Genomic DNA, 16,509 nt, shown 5'->3' on the forward strand with positions numbered 1-16,509 from the left:
CTCGTCTTGTGTTCAGGCAACTGAATGCCGGATAAGGAGATAGACATGAAAGCGAGATTGAACCTGTTCAATCATGGCGGTATCGAGCCAATGATAAAAATGAGCGAAAGCGTCGAGAAATCCGGCCTTGAACATAGTCTCAAGGAGCTGATCAAGATGAGAGCTTCGCAGATCAATGGATGTGCGTTTTGCCTCGACATGCATTCAAAGGATGCGCGCGCAAACGGCGAGACCGAGCAGCGGCTCTACCTGCTTAACGCCTGGAGGGAATCACCGCTTTATAGCGACCGCGAGCGCGCGGCATTGGCTTGGACGGAGGCGCTGACGCTGGTGTCCGAAACGCATGCGCCTGATGCCGACTATGAAGCCCTGAAGCCGCATTTTACGGATGATGAAATCGTACAACTGACCATGATGATTGTTACAATCAATTCCTGGAACAGAATCTCCATAGGCTTCCGCACCGTACACCCCGTGGCAAAAGACCGTGCCGCAGCCTGACAACATAACTGAGGCATTCAACCGCCTCAGGCCGCGACTGATCCGCATCGCCTATCGGATGCTCGGCTCGGTCGCGGAGGCGGAGGATATCGTTCAGGAGGGGTTTATCCGCTGGCATCAGGCCGACCGGTCTGATGTCCACAGCGAAGAAGCATTTCTTGTGCGCACCATTACACGCCTTTGCCTCGACCATTTGAAATCGGCGCGCGTGCGGAGGGAAACCTACGTGGGAGAATGGCTTCCAGAACCCATCTTCGACCCAAGCCACGAGGAGACGGATACTGATATCACCCTCACGCTGATGATGGCTCTGGAGCGTCTTTCGCCGCTCGAACGTGCCGCATTTCTGCTGCACGACGTGTTCGGACAGGATTTCGCTCATGTTTCGGAAGCAATCGGCCGCGATCCGGCCACGTGCCGGCAATTGGCGAGTCGAGCCCGTAGCCATATCCAGAAGGCCAAGCCCCGTTTTCCGGTCTCCAACGAACAAGGGCAGAACATCGCCAAGGCCTTTTTCGCCGCTTCACGCACCGGCGACATGCAGACACTGCAAGCTCTTTTGGCACAGGACGTTGTTCTCCATGCCGATGGCGGAGGCCAGCGGATCTCGGTCGTCAATCCGATCTATTCAGCTGCAAATGTGTGCCGGTTTCTTGAAGGGGTCTCAAGACGGGCAGAGTATCAGCTACCACCGCTTCTACATCAAGGCTTTATCGATGGGTTGCCGGGCTTTGTCACGAGGGAGAGTGACGGCCTGCCACAGACGACCGCTCTTGAAATCGAGGATGGCAAGATCAAGGCGATCTATGTGATGCGCAATCCCGAGAAACTCCGGCATCTGAATTTTCCGCATTGACCCCGGTGGGGCTTGGTCTAGCTTTGGCGGCCGTTGCCTCAAAGGAAATCGTAATGCAGCAGTTGACGATGTATCAGGTAGACGCGTTTACCACCGAACTCTTTAGCGGTAATCCGGCAGCGGTCCTTGTACTCGATCAATGGCTTCCCGTAGAAACGATGCAAGCTATCGCGAGTGAAAACAATCTAGCCGAGACCGCCTTCGTCAAACGGCAACCCAACGGCTGGGACCTACGCTGGTTTACCCCGGTGCACGAGGTGGACTTTTGTGGCCACGCAACGCTTGCCACAGCCCATGTGCTTGCCAATGAGCTAGGCGTCGAGGGTGAGTTGGTTTTTACAACCAAGGTCGGCGCTTTGAGGGTCAACAGGAAGAACTCAGCATACCAGCTTGATTTTCCAAGTTTCCCACCGCAACCGATTGGCGCAATGCCTCCGATGCTCAGCGAGATCGCTGGAGGTCTGCACGTCTCGGTATTTCGAAACTTCGAAAACATATTCGTTGTGTTGCGGGACGAGCAGGCAGTCCTCGAGTTCATACCGGACTTGCCGAATATCGAGAAGCTCGATCCATTCGGGCTCGTGATAACGGCCAAAGGCGGCGAACACGACTTTGTGTCGCGCTATTTCGTTCCTCATGCCGGCATTCCGGAAGACCCGGTGACAGGCTCCATCCACTCGACGCTGGTGCCCTATTGGGCAGCACAGTTGGGCAAGACCAAATTGTCGGCCTTCCAGCGTTCGAAGCGTGGCGGGCAACTTGTCTGTGAGCTTTCCGGTGATCGTGTGCTGATCACGGGATCGGCCGTTACCTTCATGAAGGCCAAAATCTACCTGCCCTGAAGCGCCTCACCGAACAGGACCGGCTCACCTTGGCCCGGTGTGACTATTTCTCCCTCCCACATGACCTTGTGGCCGCGAACGATCGTGCCGACCGGCCAGCCTGTAACAGTCTTGCCATCATAGGGTGTCCAACCAGCTTTTGAGCCGACCTGGGCGTTTGTGATGGTTACGCGCCTCTTCATGTCGACTATGGTTAAATCAGCATCGTACCCGACAGCAATTCGGCCCTTGCGAGCCATGCCAAACAGACGATTGGGGCCATGCGAGCTCAAGTCAACGAAACGCTCGATCGACATGCGGCCAGCGTTTACGTGGTCAAGCATGATCGGCACCAGGGTCTGGACGCCGGTCATGCCCGATGGTGAGGCTGGATACGGCTTTGATTTCTCTTCGAGCGTATGCGGCGCATGGTCAGAGCCGAGAACATCGACGATCCCTTGCCCGATCCCCTTCCAGATGCCGTCGCGATGGCGCGCCTCCCGAACGGGCGGGTTCATTTGCAACAATGTGCCAAGCGTCCCGTACAGGCCTGCATCGAGCGTCAGGTGATGTGGCGTCGCCTCGCAACTCGCCACATCCTTGTGGTCCGCCAGAAAATCGATCTCTTCTGCTGTGGAGATATGCAAGACATGGATGCGCGCGCCGGTTTCCCGAGCGATCCGGACCAAGCGCTGCGTGCACTGCAGCGCTGCGATCTCGTCCCGCCAGACTGGATGGGACGAGGGATCTCCCGGAACGCGAAAGCCTTCTCGCTCGCGCAGACGGAATTCGTCCTCTGAGTGGAATGCTGCGCGGCGGCGGGTATTCTTCAGGATCGAACGCACACCATCATCGTCCTCCACGAGCAGATCGCCGGTAGAAGAACCCATGAAAACCTTTATGCCGGCGGCGCCCGGCAATCGCTCAAGCTCTGCTACATCACCGGCATTGTCGCGCGTGCCGCCAACCCAGAAGGCAAAGTCGCAATGCATCCGGTGGTGACCGCGACGAACCTTGTCCTCCAGCTTTTCTGCGGAAGTCGTGAGCGGCTTCGTGTTCGGCATTTCAAACACTGCCGTCACTCCGCCAAGCACTGCGGAGCGCGAGCCGCTCTCCAGATCCTCCTTGTGTTCAAGGCCGGGTTCGCGGAAATGCACCTGACTATCGACGACCCCCGGGAGGATGTGCAATCCGGTGGCATCGATAGTCTCACCGGCCGAAGCACTGCCAAGGTTGCCGATCGCCGCAATGCGGCCACCGCTGACGCCAATGTCTCGCAAGGCGACGCCATCTTGATTGACGACAATCCCGCTTCTGAAAATCGTATCGAATACCTGAGCCATTTGCTTTTCACTCCAGCCTTGCGAACGCTTCGCCTGCGGATTACGTAACAGGGGCGGGAAAGGCAAGGGTGATCGAATGCCACGGCAAAGTTTAAGTGGAAGAGCAGTCTTGGAGGTGAACGGCGAAGATGCCGAGGATTTCCTGCAAAACCTCATCACCGCCGATCTCGATGCCCTGGAACAAGGAGATCTGAAAGCCGGTGCCCTGCTCAATCCTCAAGGCAAGATCCTGTTCGAATTTCTAGTCTCACGTACCGAAGGTGGCTTGCGCCTTGATACGCTGCTGACGTCCGCCGACGACCTGTCAAAGCGATTGACCCTATACAAGTTGCGGGCCCGAGTGCAAATTGCCGTGCATTTAGAGCCGGTTGTCCAGGTTTTGTGGGAAAGCGAGTCCGATGTCTCAGAAACTGATTCAGCATTGCGGGACCGGCGCTTCCCCGACGTGGTGGGTGTTAAGCGACAGTATGGCGGTCCGGACGTAGATCAGGACGAAGCAGCATGGACAGCCCTTCGCATTAAACACGGGGTCGCGGAAGCTCCACTCGATTACTCGCTGGGCGATGCTTTTCCGCATGACGTCAATCTGGACCAGACCGGCGGTGTCTCCTTCAGGAAGGGTTGCTTTGTCGGCCAGGAGGTTGTGTCGCGCATGCACCACCGCGGTACGGCAAGGCGACGTATTCTAGTCGCCACCGGGAAGTCAGGCTTGCCCGAACCCGGCACAGCAATAACAGCCAACGAACGCGAAATTGGCAGGCTTGGAAGCGTCGCAGGGTCATCTGCACTGGCTCTCGCCCGCATCGACCGGGTTAAGGACGCGATGGACAGCGGCGTGCCAATACTGGCAGGAGATATTCCTATCCACCTTGCCATTCCTCCCGAACACCGGTTTACATTCCCCGAGGCGACGCAAGAGGCCTGACCGAGGAGTGGGAATGCTGCGACCGGAAAAACCGCAACCGAGCAGTTGGAAGAAGGAAGAATTTCGAGCGTGGCAGCGAATGCTCTCCGGACGGCGATTGGATTTGCTCGATCCCTCGCCTCTCGATATCGAAATCGAGGACATTGCACAGGGGCTGGCGCGGGTCGCTCGCTGGAATGGCCAGACGATCGGGGACCACGCTTTTTCGGTGGCACAGCACTCGCTGCTAGTGGAGGAAATCTTTGGCAAGATCGCCTCTGGACCTACAACGGAACAGCGCCTGATCACGCTTCTTCATGATGCACCGGAATATGTGATAGGCGATATGATCTCGCCCTTCAAAGCTGTCGTTGGTGGAGATTACAAGAGTGTCGAGTCAAGGCTTCAACGCGCCATTCACTTGAGGTTTTCGCTAGTGCCGGAGATTGGGCAGGAGTTGCGCGTTTTGATCAAGCGGGCAGATGCGATCGCCGCATATTTTGAAGCGACACGGCTTGCGGGATTCGCGGAGAAGGAAGCGGTGCGGTTTTTCGGGCGGCCCCGCGGAATTGACCCGGAAGCTCTCGACTTGACAGCCCTCGCGACCCAGAATGCACAAAGCGCTTTTTTGGCGCGTTTTGCAGTACTTGATGAGCAACGTTCACCTAACCGGGAATAAGATTATGCCGCACGTTGTTGTCTCACCTCTGTCTCGGCTAGCCGAATCTGCAACCCGTTTCGGTGCTCGCGATATGGTAACGCTCATCAACATCGGCACGGTCGTCGCGCGGCCTGTCGAGATTGCCGAAGCGCGCCACCTGTTTCTAGGTTTTAACGACATCACCGAACCTATGGAAGGTATGACGCACCCGGTCGCCGAGCATGTCAGCCAACTTATCTCCTTTGGACAACGTTGGGATCGCCAGGCTCCATTGCTCATTCACTGCTATGCGGGCGTCTCACGCTCGACCGCTGCGGCCTATATCACCGCAATTGCCCTTAATCCCGAGTTCGATGAACTGGAGTTGGCGCGGATATTGCGCCACAACGCGCCCTCTGCCACCCCCAACGGCAGACTTATAGCGCTCGCCGATGATATACTCGGGCGCAAAGGCCGGATGGTCGATGCAATACGTTCGATCGGACGCGGTGAAGAAGCCTTCGAGGGAAAGCCTTTCATCTTACCGCTGACGGTGTGAGCATGACTGGTGCGCCCAATGCCGTCGAGATTAATCTCAGCGCCGCGATCGTGGCCGTTGCCAACAACGATCCCCTGATCTTGACCACACCTTCAGCCGAAGATCCGGAGCGCGACGAGTTGCCCTTCGGAGCGTTCAATCCGTTGTTGCATCGGACTTTTGAAACCGGTTTGCGCGAATGGGTGGCGGAGCAGACGCCACTTCGTCTCGGATATGTCGAACAGCTCTATACATTCGGGGATCGCGGCCGTCACAAGACCGCAGAAGATCGTGATCTCCATATCGTTTCGGTCGGCTATCTAGCGCTCACGCGCATAACCGCCGATGGGGACGCCCTGAGGAAATCCGGAGCCCGGTGGCGAAGCTGGTATTCGTTCCTGCCTTGGGAAGACTGGCGCGGTGGCAAACCGGCTATGATCGATGAGGCTATCCGCCCCGCCCTGCGTGAATGGGCCGGCAGAAGCGGACTCCCCGCCCGTCTAAGCCGTTTCCGGCTTGCATTCGGAGACGATGGAATTGTTTGGGATGAAGAGCGCGTGCTCGAACGATATGAGCTTTTGTATGAAGCGGGGCTGGTCGAGGAGGCAGCGAGGGATGGACGCTCGGAGGGCACCCACCTTTCTCGAATGCTTGGTCTTTCAATGAGTTTCGATCACCGGCGCATCCTTGCAACGGCAATCTCGCGGCTACGCGCCAAACTGAAGTATAGGCCGGTCGTGTTCGAGCTGATGGCACCCACTTTTACCTTGACGGCGTTGCAGGAGACCGTTGAGGCAATCTCTGGCCGCCACCTGCACAAGCAGAATTTTCGCAGGCTGGTCGAGACAACGGAACTGGTCGAACCGACTGGGGAAGAACAGATCCAGGCGCGCGGCCGACCCGCTGCGCTCTATCGCTTCCGTCACGATGTGCTCGAAGAACGCAGCGTGGCAGGATTGCGCGTCGGCGGCAGAGCATAGGAGGATGAGATGAACGACAGGGCGACATCAGTAAATGCCGAAGGGATATCCGAGCCGTTTGCGTCGGAGGCTGTCCCTGTCGAGGAATGGTCAGAGGGAACACGCTATGGCAGCAGGTTCCGCTATCTTTCAGGCTTCGGCGGCGCAAACCACGTCGGCGTTGCACTCGAAGAACTGGCCCCTGGGATGGAGTCGAGCCTCAACCACTACCATATGATCGAGGAAGAGCAGGCTTTCATTCTTGAAGGTGAGATGACGCTACGGCTAGGCGAAAAAACTTATCCAATGAAGGCGGGTGACCATGTCTGCTTTCCGGCCGGCCAGAAAGTCGGACATTCGTTCTACAATCACAGCGCTTCGCCCTGCCGATTCATCATGATTGGCGAGAAGAACCCGAACGAGGTGGTGGTGTATCCTGAAACCGGGCGTGTCGGCGTGCGCTTGATGGGCGAAGGCTATGACAGGTCGTCCACGATGGATTACTGGCAAGGCGCTGACACCAGGAAACAAGAGCGGACTTTATCGTCTGATTGACCGGACTTGATCGTCTGGTGAACCGCATACTACCCGCGAGCAATATCCAGACGTTTCCGCTGGATATATCCCTACTTCAGCAGATAGACGTTCTCATTGGCCGGAAACTTCCGTGAACGGACGTCTTCCGCGTAGGCCTTGACAGCTTCGTCGATAGCAGTGCCCACAGTGCCATACACCTTCACAAATTTAGGCGGCCTTGGGTTGTAGCCCAGCATGTCCTCAAGCACGAGGATTTGTCCGTCGCACTCCTTCGAGCCACCAATCCCGATTGTTGGAATGGCGATCTCGTGCGAAATCTCGGCGGCAAGCGGCTCCACGATGCCTTCGAGCACAACGGAAAAAGCGCCTGCATCGCTCACTGCCTGCGCATCGGCCTTGATCAGCGGCCATAGTGCCGTGTCACGCCCTTGCGTCTTGAACCCGCCGAGTGTGTTGACGGACTGCGGCGTCAGCCCGATATGCCCCATGACAGGTATGCCGCGCTGTATCAGGAAGCGGATAGTGTCGGCCATGCGGTTGCCGCCCTCAAGCTTGACTGCACCGCAGCCGGTCTCTTTCATGATGCGAGCAGCATTGCGAAAAGCAATCGCTGGGCTCTCTTCGTAAGAGCCGAAGGGCATATCCACCACGACCAGAGCGTGAGAAGAACCTTGCACCACCGCACGGCCATGCATGATCATCAAATCGAGCGATACGCCGAGGGTCGACTCCATGGCGTATAGAACCATGCCAAGACTGTCTCCCACGAGGAGAATGTCGGCGTGCCGGTCAACGATATGAGCCGTATTGGCATGATAAGAGGTCAGGGCAACGATAGGATCGCCACCCTTGCGACTACGTATCTCGGGCGCTGTGATCCGGCGTATTACGATCTCCTGGCTCATAGCTCTCCTCCAACTTTTCCGTTCAGCCTATGACACGCTGATCAATCAAACGCACCTTGCCGAAGCGGACCGTCAAGAGAATAACGACCGGTTGCCTGAATTTGCCCGACAACGGATCAAGTGTCCGTGCATCGCGAACGTCGACCGATTCGATCTCTCCTCGCTTCTCGGTTTGCAATACCGCACGAACGGCATTGCGAATTGCCGACACGGAGCGCAGTCCTTGCGCAACCATCTCCTCTGCCTTCGCTAATGACTTGGCCAAGATCACCGCGGCCTTCCGGTCGGAGGGCGTGAGCAGAGCATTGCGCGATGAACACGCCAGGCCATCAGCCTCACGCACGGTGGCAACACCTGTGATCTCAGTTGGAACGTCGAGATCAGCAACCATTTGGCGAATGATCGTCAATTGCTGATAGTCTTTCTCGCCGAAGAATGCCTGATCCGGTTGGACGATATTGAACAGCTTGGTCACGACAGTGGTCACGCCGCGGAAATGGCCAGGGCGGATTTTGCCGATCAGCACTCGCGATAGTACCGGGTTTTCGACGATCGTGTTGGCACCCGGCCGATATACTTCCGAAACATCCGGCGTAAAGACATAGTCTACGCCTTCGCTCTCGAGCTTGGCCAGATCGCCCGCCATATCGCGCGGGTAAGCGGCGAGGTCCTCATTCGGGCCAAACTGCGTCGGATTGACGAAGATCGATACCACCGTGATATCGGACGCGGCTCTCGAATGACGGACGAGCGTCATGTGACCAATGTGCAGATAACCCATTGTGGGAACGAGGCCGATGGTCTTGCCATTCAGGCGCTCGATTCTCAGCGCGGCGCGCAGTTCAGCGATGGTGGCAATGACCTTCATTTGATTTCGATATCCAGTCCGATGTCCAATGTTGCGGCCGCCATGGTGATTTTTGACGTCGAGATATAATCGACGCCGGTCTCGGCAATAGCCTTGACCGTGTCAAAAGCTATGTTGCCGGATGCCTCTAGCTTGGCGCGGCCACCGTTGATTTTTACCGCCTTATCAAGGAGTTCCAGGCTCATGTTATCCAGAAGAATCACATCGGCGTGGACCGACAGCGCTTCCTCGAACTGCTCGAGGTTGTCCACCTCGACCTCAATCTTGACGAGATGTCCGACATAGGCGCGGGCGGCGATAATGGCCTTTGCAACACCACCCGCGATCGCGATGTGATTATCTTTGATCAGAATTGCGTCATCGAGACCGAAGCGATGGTTGGAGCCCCCACCGCATTTGACCGCATATTTGGCGAACGCTCGCATGCCGGGGATGGTCTTGCGCGTATCACAAATCTTCGCGTTGGTATGGCCGATCAAGTCGGCGAATTTCGCTGTGCTGCTGGCAATACCGCTGAGATGCATGAGGAAATTGAGCGCGACGCGCTCCGCGGAGAGGATGGCGCGGGCATTGCCTTCAAGCCGAGCAATATGATCGCCCGGCTTGACCTTCGCCCCGTCTTTGACCAGCCCGGTGAATTTGAGTTCCTGATCCATCAGCGCAAAAGCGGTGCTCGCGAAGTGGATACCGCAGATCGTCCCGGCTTCCCGACTCGAAATCACGGCCTTGGCGCGGGCACTTTCCGGCAATGTCGCGTTCGTCGTCAAATCGCCAGCCCTCCCCAGATCTTCGAGCAAGGCAGCACGCACAGCGTCGACGATCAGCAATTGCGGTAGAGATGGCGGGAAAGCCGTCTGCACGTCCTCAGCCATCAGGCCAGCTCCATCATTTCGCGCAGCGAGGCGTCGGCATCGGCTAGACTGATAAACGTCCTGTGCTGCCACTCAGGGCGCTTTTTGGGGAAATCATCACGGAAATGTCCGCCGCGACTTTCCTCACGCCGCAAAGCGCTGACGGCAACGAGCTTCGCCGTCGCCAATACATTGCGAAATGCTGCATCACGATTGGTCTGGTCAAGTTCGAGAATGGTTTTCAATCCTTCAAGCATGCCCTTGCGGTTGCGGATAACGCCAAAACTCGCGCTCATTGTCTTTCGCAGCGTGGACATCGCTGCCGTATCTGCTTCGGCGAGCAGATCATATCTGTCAACCGAGCCTTTAGACCAATCTCCCGTGTGTCTCGCCTCGCCCTTGCCAATCTTCGCGGCAATGCGTGCCGAGAAGACAACAGCTTCAAGCAGCGAGTTCGATGCCAATCTGTTTGCTCCATGCGCTCCAGTCGAAGTGCATTCGCCGCAGGCCCATAGCCCATCCATGGAGGTTCGCCCATCTGCGTCCGTCAGGATACCACCCATGAAATAGTGTGCGGCAGGAACAACGGGAATGGGGTCGGTGACCGGGTCGATACCGGCATCGCGGCAATATTTGTAGACGGTGGGGAATTCATCGGCGAAGGAAGCGCCCACGGCCTTTGTACAGTCGAGCCAGGCACCACGTCCTGCCATGACTTCGCCGTAAATCCCCCGTGCCACAACATCGCGCGGCCCGAGTTCCGCATCAGGGTCCAGCTTGAGCATGAAACGCTCACCGACACGATTGATCAGTGTTGCGCCATGCCCGCGAAGAGCCTCGGTGGCTAATGGCGCCGGGTCTTTGTTGACGTTTAGCGCGGTTGGATGGAATTGGACGAACTCCATATCCGCCATCATTGCACCCGCGCGAGCAGCCATGCCGATACCCTCCCCGCGTGCCTCGGAGGGATTGGTGGTAACCGCATAGAGATGGCCGATGCCGCCGGTCGCAATCACAACAGCGCTGGAGGCCAGCCTTACCTGTTCGCCGCGCCCGGCCTCTGTTCTGGCTACAACGCCGGTCACCGTTCCTTTATTAGTCAGAAGGTCTTCGACCACATACCCCTCCATCACCCGGATCGATGGGGTTTGCTCCACTGCCTTGACCAGCGCCTGCATAATTGCGCGACCTGCCATATCGCCGCGCACCCTCACAATTCGACTTTCCGAATGCGCAGCTTCGCGTGAAACCTGCAATCTGCCTTCCAGATCGCGGTCGAAGGGAACGCCATAACCGAGAAGATCGTGGACACGCGATACTGCTTCGTTCGCCATCAAGCGAGCGATGGTCTCGTCGACGATGCCGTCACCGGCGGCGACAGTGTCCGCAACGTGTTTTTCCTTTGTGTCGCCTTCCGAGACTGCGGCCGCAATACCAGCTTGTGCCCAGGCGGAGGATGCACCGCGGCCTATGGGTGCTGCAGCAAGTACGGTGACCGCCCGCGGAGCAAGCTTAAGCGCGCAAAAGAGCCCGGCAAGTCCGCCACCGATGATGATGACGGGATCGGAATGAATGGACATCAGCTTATCCCGCTCAGTTCTTCAGGTTGACCATGCGTTCCACCGCAAGCCGCGCTCTTTCGGCGATCAGCGGATCGACATGAATTTCCTCACGCATGTAGACCAGGCTTTGGAGAATATTCGGCAGTGTGATGCGCTTCATGTGGGGGCAAAGATTGCATGGCTTGATGAACTTCACGTCGGGTACTTCGGATTCGATATTGGAAGCCATGGAGCATTCCGTGACGAGCAGTACCTTGGCTGGACGATTGTCCTTCACATAGTCGATCATACCGCGCGTCGAGCCCGTATAATCAGCAATGGCCACGACTTCAGGCGGACATTCGGGGTGGGCAATAATCTGGATGTCGGGATCAGCAGCCCTATACGCGAGCAGCTCATCCGCCGTGAACCGCTCGTGTACCTCGCAGTGGCCTTTCCAGGTCAGAATCTTGACGTTGGTCTGCGCAGCTACATTCTGCGCGAGAAACTCGTCTGGAATGCACAGAACGCGATCGACACCGAAGCTCTCGACAACCTCTACGGCATTGGCTGAAGTGCAGCAGATATCGCTCTCGGCCTTCACCTCCGCGGACGTATTCACATAGGTGACGATCGGGACACCAGGATAGGTTTCGCGCAAGAGGCGAACGTCGGCACCGGTGATCGACTCTGCCAGTGAACAACCTGCCCGCATGTCAGGAATCAGCACTGTTTTGTGCGGATTGAGCAATTTGGACGTCTCGGCCATGAAATGCACGCCGCATTGAACGATGATTTCCGAGTCTACCCGTGTTGCTTCCTTGGCGAGTTGAAGGGAGTCGCCAACAATGTCGGCGACGCAGTGGAAAATCTCCGGGGTTTGATAATTGTGGGCTAGAATGACGGCGTTGCGCTGCTTCTTCAAACGGTTGATGGCGGCTACATAGGGTGCATATACCGGCCATTCCATCCGTGGGATGTGGTGGGCTACGCGCGCATAGAGATGCTCGGTTTCAGCGGCGATGGCCGGCGTATAGGTCAGATCCGGCATTTCCACTATGCCAAAGCGATCGGCTGCATTTTGACTGGACACGCGGTCAGTATCGATGCGGGCAGCACTAGTCATATCCATTCCTCCTGGACATACGCTCACTCGGCAAACGAGCCGGGTTCTCGACTAGACCATTTATACTCAATTTGAGCATATTTATGGCCAAAAGAAAAACGGCAGAGCCGTCGCGCATTACATAGGCGATTATCCGATTGGCTTCAAGATCGATAATCGGTATTTCAAGATGGAGGCGTAAGCTATTCCTGGCACCTAGCCCAACCTATTACCGGCCGCGTGACTGTCGGTAGTCATTGAACTGGCGGTCCTGGATATAACGCCGTTGCGGGCTGTCGCCGCCGATCGGAGGAGTGCAGTCGGTAAATATCCTGGCGTCGTGATCACTTGGCCGATCACACCAGACCAGTGGACTGACGCTACCCGAGTTGGCACAGCCGCCGAGTGTCATTGCGCTCAGCACCAGAAAAGACAAGAAGAGATGCATGAAGTCGTAGCCCCTGTTTAAGCCATTGCGCAAGCAGCGCAATATTCTCATCGCTGAGTACCCATCAAACTCATTTAAGTACCAATCAACTCTATTCAATTGATTGGCATGACAAATCGGATAATCCTGCATTTCCTCTAAAATGGAGACGGCTATGCCGCAGAACGAAGCAAGTGTCGTCCAGAAACCCGGCGTTCCCTGGCTCATCATCATTGCCGGTTGTCTCATCGCGCTCCTGACATTCGGGCCCCGCTCGGCGATGGGATTTTTCCAGTTGCCAATGCTCGCCGAGAAAGGTTGGGATAGAAGTACATTCGGCATGGCCATGGCACTGCAAAATCTGTTCTGGGGTGCAGGCCAGCCATTCTTTGGCGCGATTGCTGACAAGTATGGAACGTGGCGTGTACTGCTCGCATCCGCGCTGCTTTATTCCAGCGGATTGGTGATGATGGCTTGGGCAACATCGCCGGGCATTCTCTATCTCGGCGGCGGTGTGCTCGTTGGCCTTGGCATCGCAGCCGGATCTTTCGGGGTCATTCTGTCAGCCTTCGCACGCAATGTGTCAGCAGCCAATCGTACGTTCGTTTTCGGTATTGGAACCGCTGCCGGGTCCGCCGGGATGTTTGTTTTTGCGCCGATCAGTCAGGGATTGATCGATCGTTTCGGCTGGTCGGATGGGCTGGTTTACCTTGGTATCGCCATGCTGATCGTACCCCTTCTCGCGATCCCCCTCAGGGGGAATTCCACCAGTGGCCGAACCAGCGAGGCGCAGTACAAGCAGTCGATCGGCCAAGCACTGAAGGAAGCATTCGCGCACAAGAGCTATTTGTTGCTGACGACCGGCTTCTTCGTGTGCGGATTTCAGGTCGCGTTCATCACGGCGCATTTTCCCGCCTATCTGGGCGACATCGGGATCGATGCTACGTATGCAGTGCTCGCGTTAGCGCTGATCGGGTTTTTCAACATCATCGGCTCACTCGCATCGGGCGTGATCAGTCAGCGTTATTCCAAGCCGAAGTTCCTGGCATTCCTGTATATCGGGCGATCCATATTGGTCACAGCCTTTCTCCTATTGCCGCAAACGGGAACATCAGTGATTGTGTTCGCGATCCTCATGGGCCTGATGTGGCTTTCGACCGTTCCGCCAACGAATTCGCTGGTCGCGATCATGTTCGGAACGCGCTACCTCGGAATGCTGGGTGGCGTCGTGTTTTTCTCGCACCAGATCGGATCGTTCCTCGGTGTCTGGCTAGGTGGCTATCTCTATGACCACTTTGGCAGCTATGACCCCGTCTGGTGGCTTGGCGTCGTGCTAGGGATCTTTGCGGCTATCGTTCACTGGCCGATCGAAGAAACTGCGGCTGTGCGTCCCGCTCTCCAGCCGGCTGAGTAACAACCGTTATAGAAAAGTCCGCCGCCAAGACAATTGGACAGCGGACTTCGATTTCCAAAGCCTGATCGTCAATCTCGCAGAGCAGCCTCGATCTTGTCGAGTGCATCCGCCTTACCGATACCCGTCAGGAAAGCCAGGGTGGTAATCACGGGTTTGCCCAAGTCCTTCGGCAGTTGCGTCGTTGTGACGACGAGATCGACATCATCGATCTGCCCTGCGACCTCGGTCGCCTTGCACTGCCTAGAATTGAAGCGGATGCCGCGCTCTTTCATTGCATCCTCAACAGCATGAGCAACCACTGTCGACGTTGCAATGCCGGTTCCGCATGCGAAAAGTACGGTTTTCTGTTTAGCCATGGTTTCCTCACTAATTTCTATAGCAATCTATCCAAGAAGGCGGGAGACGTCTTCCACCGATTTGGATGCAATCAATGCCGCAATCACTTCGGGTGATTGAATTGTACCAGCAATCTCCTGCAGCATTTCTATCTGCATATCCTTGTCGTTGAGAGCCATCAGGAAGACGACTTTGACCTCAAGCTTTTCGTCCGCGTCTTCCATATTGGAGAACGGCACCGGATCAACAAGGGTGGCAAGAGCCAGGCCTGGCTTGAGCACGTGTACCGGGTCCGTATGCGGAACCGCTACGTTGTTCTTACCGCCAAGCGGCAGGCCCGTGGGCAGTCTGGCCTCACGGGCAATCACGGCTTCGGCAAAGCTCGGCTTGATATAACCGAGGGACTCCAGGCGGTCGGCCAGAATGCGGATGACATCCTGATCTGTCGCGGCCTTGAGCCCGAGGACAATTGCCCCGGGATCAAGATAGTTCATCAAGGCTTGCGCCATCAGTCTACTCCACTGGTACTGCGTCAGACAGTTTCATCTGTCCCGATGTCGTCTGCACCTGCCGCACGTTCCCATGCCGCCGTGTTCCGGCGATAGGCCCAGAACGCTCCGGCAATGACGATTGCCAGCACCGCAAGACCGGCGGCGCCCAGGTTTTGAATAAGAGCGATGACGACATAGGGTATCCACAGGAAGCCATCTACGACGCTGGTGATCTGCACGGCATTTGCAGGCATCTGGAAACCAGAAGATTGCGCCGCGGCAGTAAAGAGAGGCGCGAGGGCATTGGCGACATAAAAGCCGACAGCAAGAGTAACGGTGCCGACGATCACCATGCGGAAGACATTGCCCTTGAGCAGTGGCGCCGTCATGGCGACAAGGAACGGAATGACAGCAAGATCGGCAAACAAAATAACGCGGTTCCCTGGCAGGATGATCGACAGGATGATCGCGATCGGCACCAGGATCAGCGATGACGAGATCGCCGCAGGATGACCGATGAGGATTGCGGAGTCGAGACCTACCAATAGCTCTCGGTCCCCGGTCCGTTTGCGGACGAATTCCTGCGCCGCATCCGAAACAGGTAAAAGGCCCTCCATCAGGATCTTCACCATGCGGGGCAACAGCAACATGACGGCTGCCAGCGTCATGCCGGTCTGCAGAACCTTCGTCAGCACCACGCCAAAATCCCCGGCATTGTAATAAGCAATGATCCCGAGAACGAGCCCGATAATCAGGCCGAGAATCACCGGCTCACCAAACACACCAAAACGCCTTTCAAAGGTTTCGGTGTTGAGCTCGATCTTGTTGATTCCTGGAATGCGATCGATGATCCAGTTGAGCAGGATCGCAATCGGCAGGATCTGCGCCGATGCGAGATGCGGTACAGAAATGCCTGGAATGCCGTAGAATTTCTGCACCGCCCTTGCCGACCAATCGGCAAACAGCAGGCACAGAGCAACCATGAGAGCGGCTACGATCAGCCCGTAGGTCAGACTGTTGGTTGCAGCGACGGCGAGCGAGCCGATAAAGGCAAAATGCCAGAAGTTCCAGACATCGACGTTCAGTGTGCGGGTCAGACGCGTCAAGAGCAGTGCGATGTTGACCGCGATGGCAATCGGAATAACCCACAATCCAACCGACGAGCCAAAAGCAATTGCTGCAGCCGATGGCCATCCCACATCGACGATGTCACGCTGGATGCCGGTATTGGTGACAATTGCCTTGGCGACATCGCCGATGGACGTCAGCATCAACCCGAGAACAAGATTGATACCGATGAAGGCAACGCCAATCGTAACGGCGGCCCGAAACGCCCTGCCCGGTCTTGCCCCCAATACAAGCGCGATAATGAAAATTACAATCGGCAGCAGGACGGTTGGTCCCATTGCATCAACGGCGGCTTTCAACCCCGTAAGGATAGTATCCATTGTTTCTCTCCCCCGCAGTCCTCC

At 56.7% G+C, this 16,509-nt stretch carries 19 protein-coding genes; 9 read left to right on the forward strand and 10 right to left on the reverse strand.

Features of this window, described 5'->3' with window-relative positions:
• Positions 1 to 45: 45 nt before the first annotated feature.
• Genes CU100_RS13725 through CU100_RS13735 form a run of 3 tightly spaced genes read left to right on the forward strand, consistent with a single transcriptional unit; the run spans position 46 to position 2,199 of the window.
• The gene (locus CU100_RS13725; protein ID WP_106717079.1) at positions 46 to 501 is read left to right on the forward strand and encodes a carboxymuconolactone decarboxylase family protein; all 456 of its coding nucleotides are present in this window, start codon (positions 46 to 48) and stop codon (positions 499 to 501) included.
• Complete coding sequence (locus tag CU100_RS13730; protein ID WP_106717080.1) at positions 488 to 1,357, forward strand: sigma-70 family RNA polymerase sigma factor; 870 nt, start codon at positions 488 to 490, stop codon at positions 1,355 to 1,357. The genes CU100_RS13725 and CU100_RS13730 overlap by 14 nt, the downstream gene beginning before the upstream one ends.
• A 53-nt stretch (positions 1,358 to 1,410) precedes the next feature.
• Positions 1,411 to 2,199, forward strand: coding sequence for a PhzF family phenazine biosynthesis protein (locus CU100_RS13735; protein ID WP_245419001.1), 789 nt, complete (start codon positions 1,411 to 1,413; stop codon positions 2,197 to 2,199).
• Here the strand turns inward: CU100_RS13735 and CU100_RS13740 are convergent.
• Entirely contained in the window at positions 2,187 to 3,521 is a 1,335-nt protein-coding gene (locus CU100_RS13740) for a dihydroorotase (RefSeq protein WP_106717081.1), read from the reverse strand. The two genes, CU100_RS13735 and CU100_RS13740, sit on opposite strands and share 13 nt — an antisense overlap.
• A gap of 76 nt (positions 3,522 to 3,597) precedes the next feature.
• On the opposite strand from CU100_RS13740, the gene ygfZ reads away from it, so the two are divergent.
• From ygfZ to CU100_RS13765, 5 genes are read left to right on the forward strand one after another with little or no spacing between them, the layout of a single operon-like run.
• Positions 3,598 to 4,446, forward strand: a complete 849-nt coding sequence (gene ygfZ, locus CU100_RS13745) for a CAF17-like 4Fe-4S cluster assembly/insertion protein YgfZ (RefSeq protein ID WP_106717082.1) — start codon at positions 3,598 to 3,600, stop codon at positions 4,444 to 4,446.
• 13 nt (positions 4,447 to 4,459) lie between these two features.
• A complete protein-coding gene (locus CU100_RS13750) occupies positions 4,460 to 5,104 on the forward strand; it encodes a YfbR-like 5'-deoxynucleotidase (protein ID WP_106717083.1) in 645 nt (214 codons plus the stop codon).
• Positions 5,105 to 5,108: 4 nt separating this feature from the next.
• Entirely contained in the window at positions 5,109 to 5,624 is a 516-nt protein-coding gene (locus CU100_RS13755; RefSeq protein ID WP_106717084.1) for a tyrosine phosphatase family protein, read from the forward strand.
• A gap of 2 nt (positions 5,625 to 5,626) precedes the next feature.
• Positions 5,627 to 6,583 (forward strand): NUDIX hydrolase, encoded by a 957-nt coding sequence (locus CU100_RS13760; protein WP_106717085.1) that lies wholly within the window; start codon positions 5,627 to 5,629, stop codon positions 6,581 to 6,583.
• Positions 6,584 to 6,592: 9 nt separating this feature from the next.
• Positions 6,593 to 7,117: a cupin domain-containing protein gene (locus CU100_RS13765; protein WP_106717086.1), complete on the forward strand. Its 525-nt coding sequence runs from the start codon at positions 6,593 to 6,595 to the stop codon at positions 7,115 to 7,117.
• A 71-nt stretch (positions 7,118 to 7,188) separates the two neighbouring features.
• Here the strand turns inward: CU100_RS13765 and panB are convergent, their stop codons facing one another.
• From panB to CU100_RS26585, 6 genes are all read right to left on the reverse strand, one after another.
• Entirely contained in the window at positions 7,189 to 8,004 is an 816-nt protein-coding gene (gene panB, locus CU100_RS13770; RefSeq protein ID WP_106717087.1) for a 3-methyl-2-oxobutanoate hydroxymethyltransferase, read from the reverse strand.
• A gap of 22 nt (positions 8,005 to 8,026) precedes the next feature.
• Positions 8,027 to 8,872 carry a pantoate--beta-alanine ligase gene (gene panC / locus CU100_RS13775; protein ID WP_106717088.1) on the reverse strand — a complete coding sequence of 282 codons (846 nt, stop codon included), beginning with the start codon at positions 8,870 to 8,872 and terminating at the stop codon, positions 8,027 to 8,029.
• On the reverse strand, positions 8,869 to 9,744 hold the full coding sequence (nadC, locus tag CU100_RS13780; protein WP_106717089.1) for a carboxylating nicotinate-nucleotide diphosphorylase: 876 nt from the start codon (positions 9,742 to 9,744) through the stop codon (positions 8,869 to 8,871). Before nadC ends, panC begins: the two co-directional genes overlap by 4 nt.
• Positions 9,744 to 11,303 carry an L-aspartate oxidase gene (locus CU100_RS13785; protein ID WP_106717090.1) on the reverse strand — a complete coding sequence of 520 codons (1,560 nt, stop codon included), beginning with the start codon at positions 11,301 to 11,303 and terminating at the stop codon, positions 9,744 to 9,746. Before CU100_RS13785 ends, nadC begins: the two co-directional genes overlap by 1 nt.
• A gap of 13 nt (positions 11,304 to 11,316) precedes the next feature.
• Positions 11,317 to 12,390: a quinolinate synthase NadA gene (gene nadA / locus CU100_RS13790; RefSeq protein WP_245419002.1), complete on the reverse strand. Its 1,074-nt coding sequence runs from the start codon at positions 12,388 to 12,390 to the stop codon at positions 11,317 to 11,319.
• Between the two features lie 208 nt (positions 12,391 to 12,598).
• Positions 12,599 to 12,817: a hypothetical protein gene (locus CU100_RS26585; protein WP_146141846.1), complete on the reverse strand. Its 219-nt coding sequence runs from the start codon at positions 12,815 to 12,817 to the stop codon at positions 12,599 to 12,601.
• A 154-nt stretch (positions 12,818 to 12,971) separates the two neighbouring features.
• Here CU100_RS26585 and CU100_RS13795 point away from each other — a divergent pair, with 154 nt between their 5' ends.
• Positions 12,972 to 14,210: an MFS transporter gene (locus CU100_RS13795; protein WP_106717092.1), complete on the forward strand. Its 1,239-nt coding sequence runs from the start codon at positions 12,972 to 12,974 to the stop codon at positions 14,208 to 14,210.
• A gap of 68 nt (positions 14,211 to 14,278) precedes the next feature.
• On the opposite strand, the gene CU100_RS13800 is transcribed toward CU100_RS13795, so the two are convergent.
• The 3 genes from CU100_RS13800 to CU100_RS13810 are packed head-to-tail and all read right to left on the reverse strand — an operon-like array spanning position 14,279 to position 16,485.
• Positions 14,279 to 14,566: a PTS sugar transporter subunit IIB gene (locus tag CU100_RS13800; RefSeq protein WP_106717093.1), complete on the reverse strand. Its 288-nt coding sequence runs from the start codon at positions 14,564 to 14,566 to the stop codon at positions 14,279 to 14,281.
• 27 nt (positions 14,567 to 14,593) lie between these two features.
• On the reverse strand, positions 14,594 to 15,055 hold the full coding sequence (locus CU100_RS13805; RefSeq protein WP_106717094.1) for a PTS sugar transporter subunit IIA: 462 nt from the start codon (positions 15,053 to 15,055) through the stop codon (positions 14,594 to 14,596).
• Positions 15,056 to 15,078: 23 nt separating this feature from the next.
• Positions 15,079 to 16,485: a PTS galactitol transporter subunit IIC gene (locus CU100_RS13810; protein ID WP_106717095.1), complete on the reverse strand. Its 1,407-nt coding sequence runs from the start codon at positions 16,483 to 16,485 to the stop codon at positions 15,079 to 15,081.
• Positions 16,486 to 16,509 lie beyond the last annotated feature (24 nt).

It is taken from the genome of Phyllobacterium endophyticum (genome assembly GCF_003010935.1).
Lineage (GTDB): Bacteria > Pseudomonadota > Alphaproteobacteria > Rhizobiales > Rhizobiaceae > Phyllobacterium > Phyllobacterium endophyticum.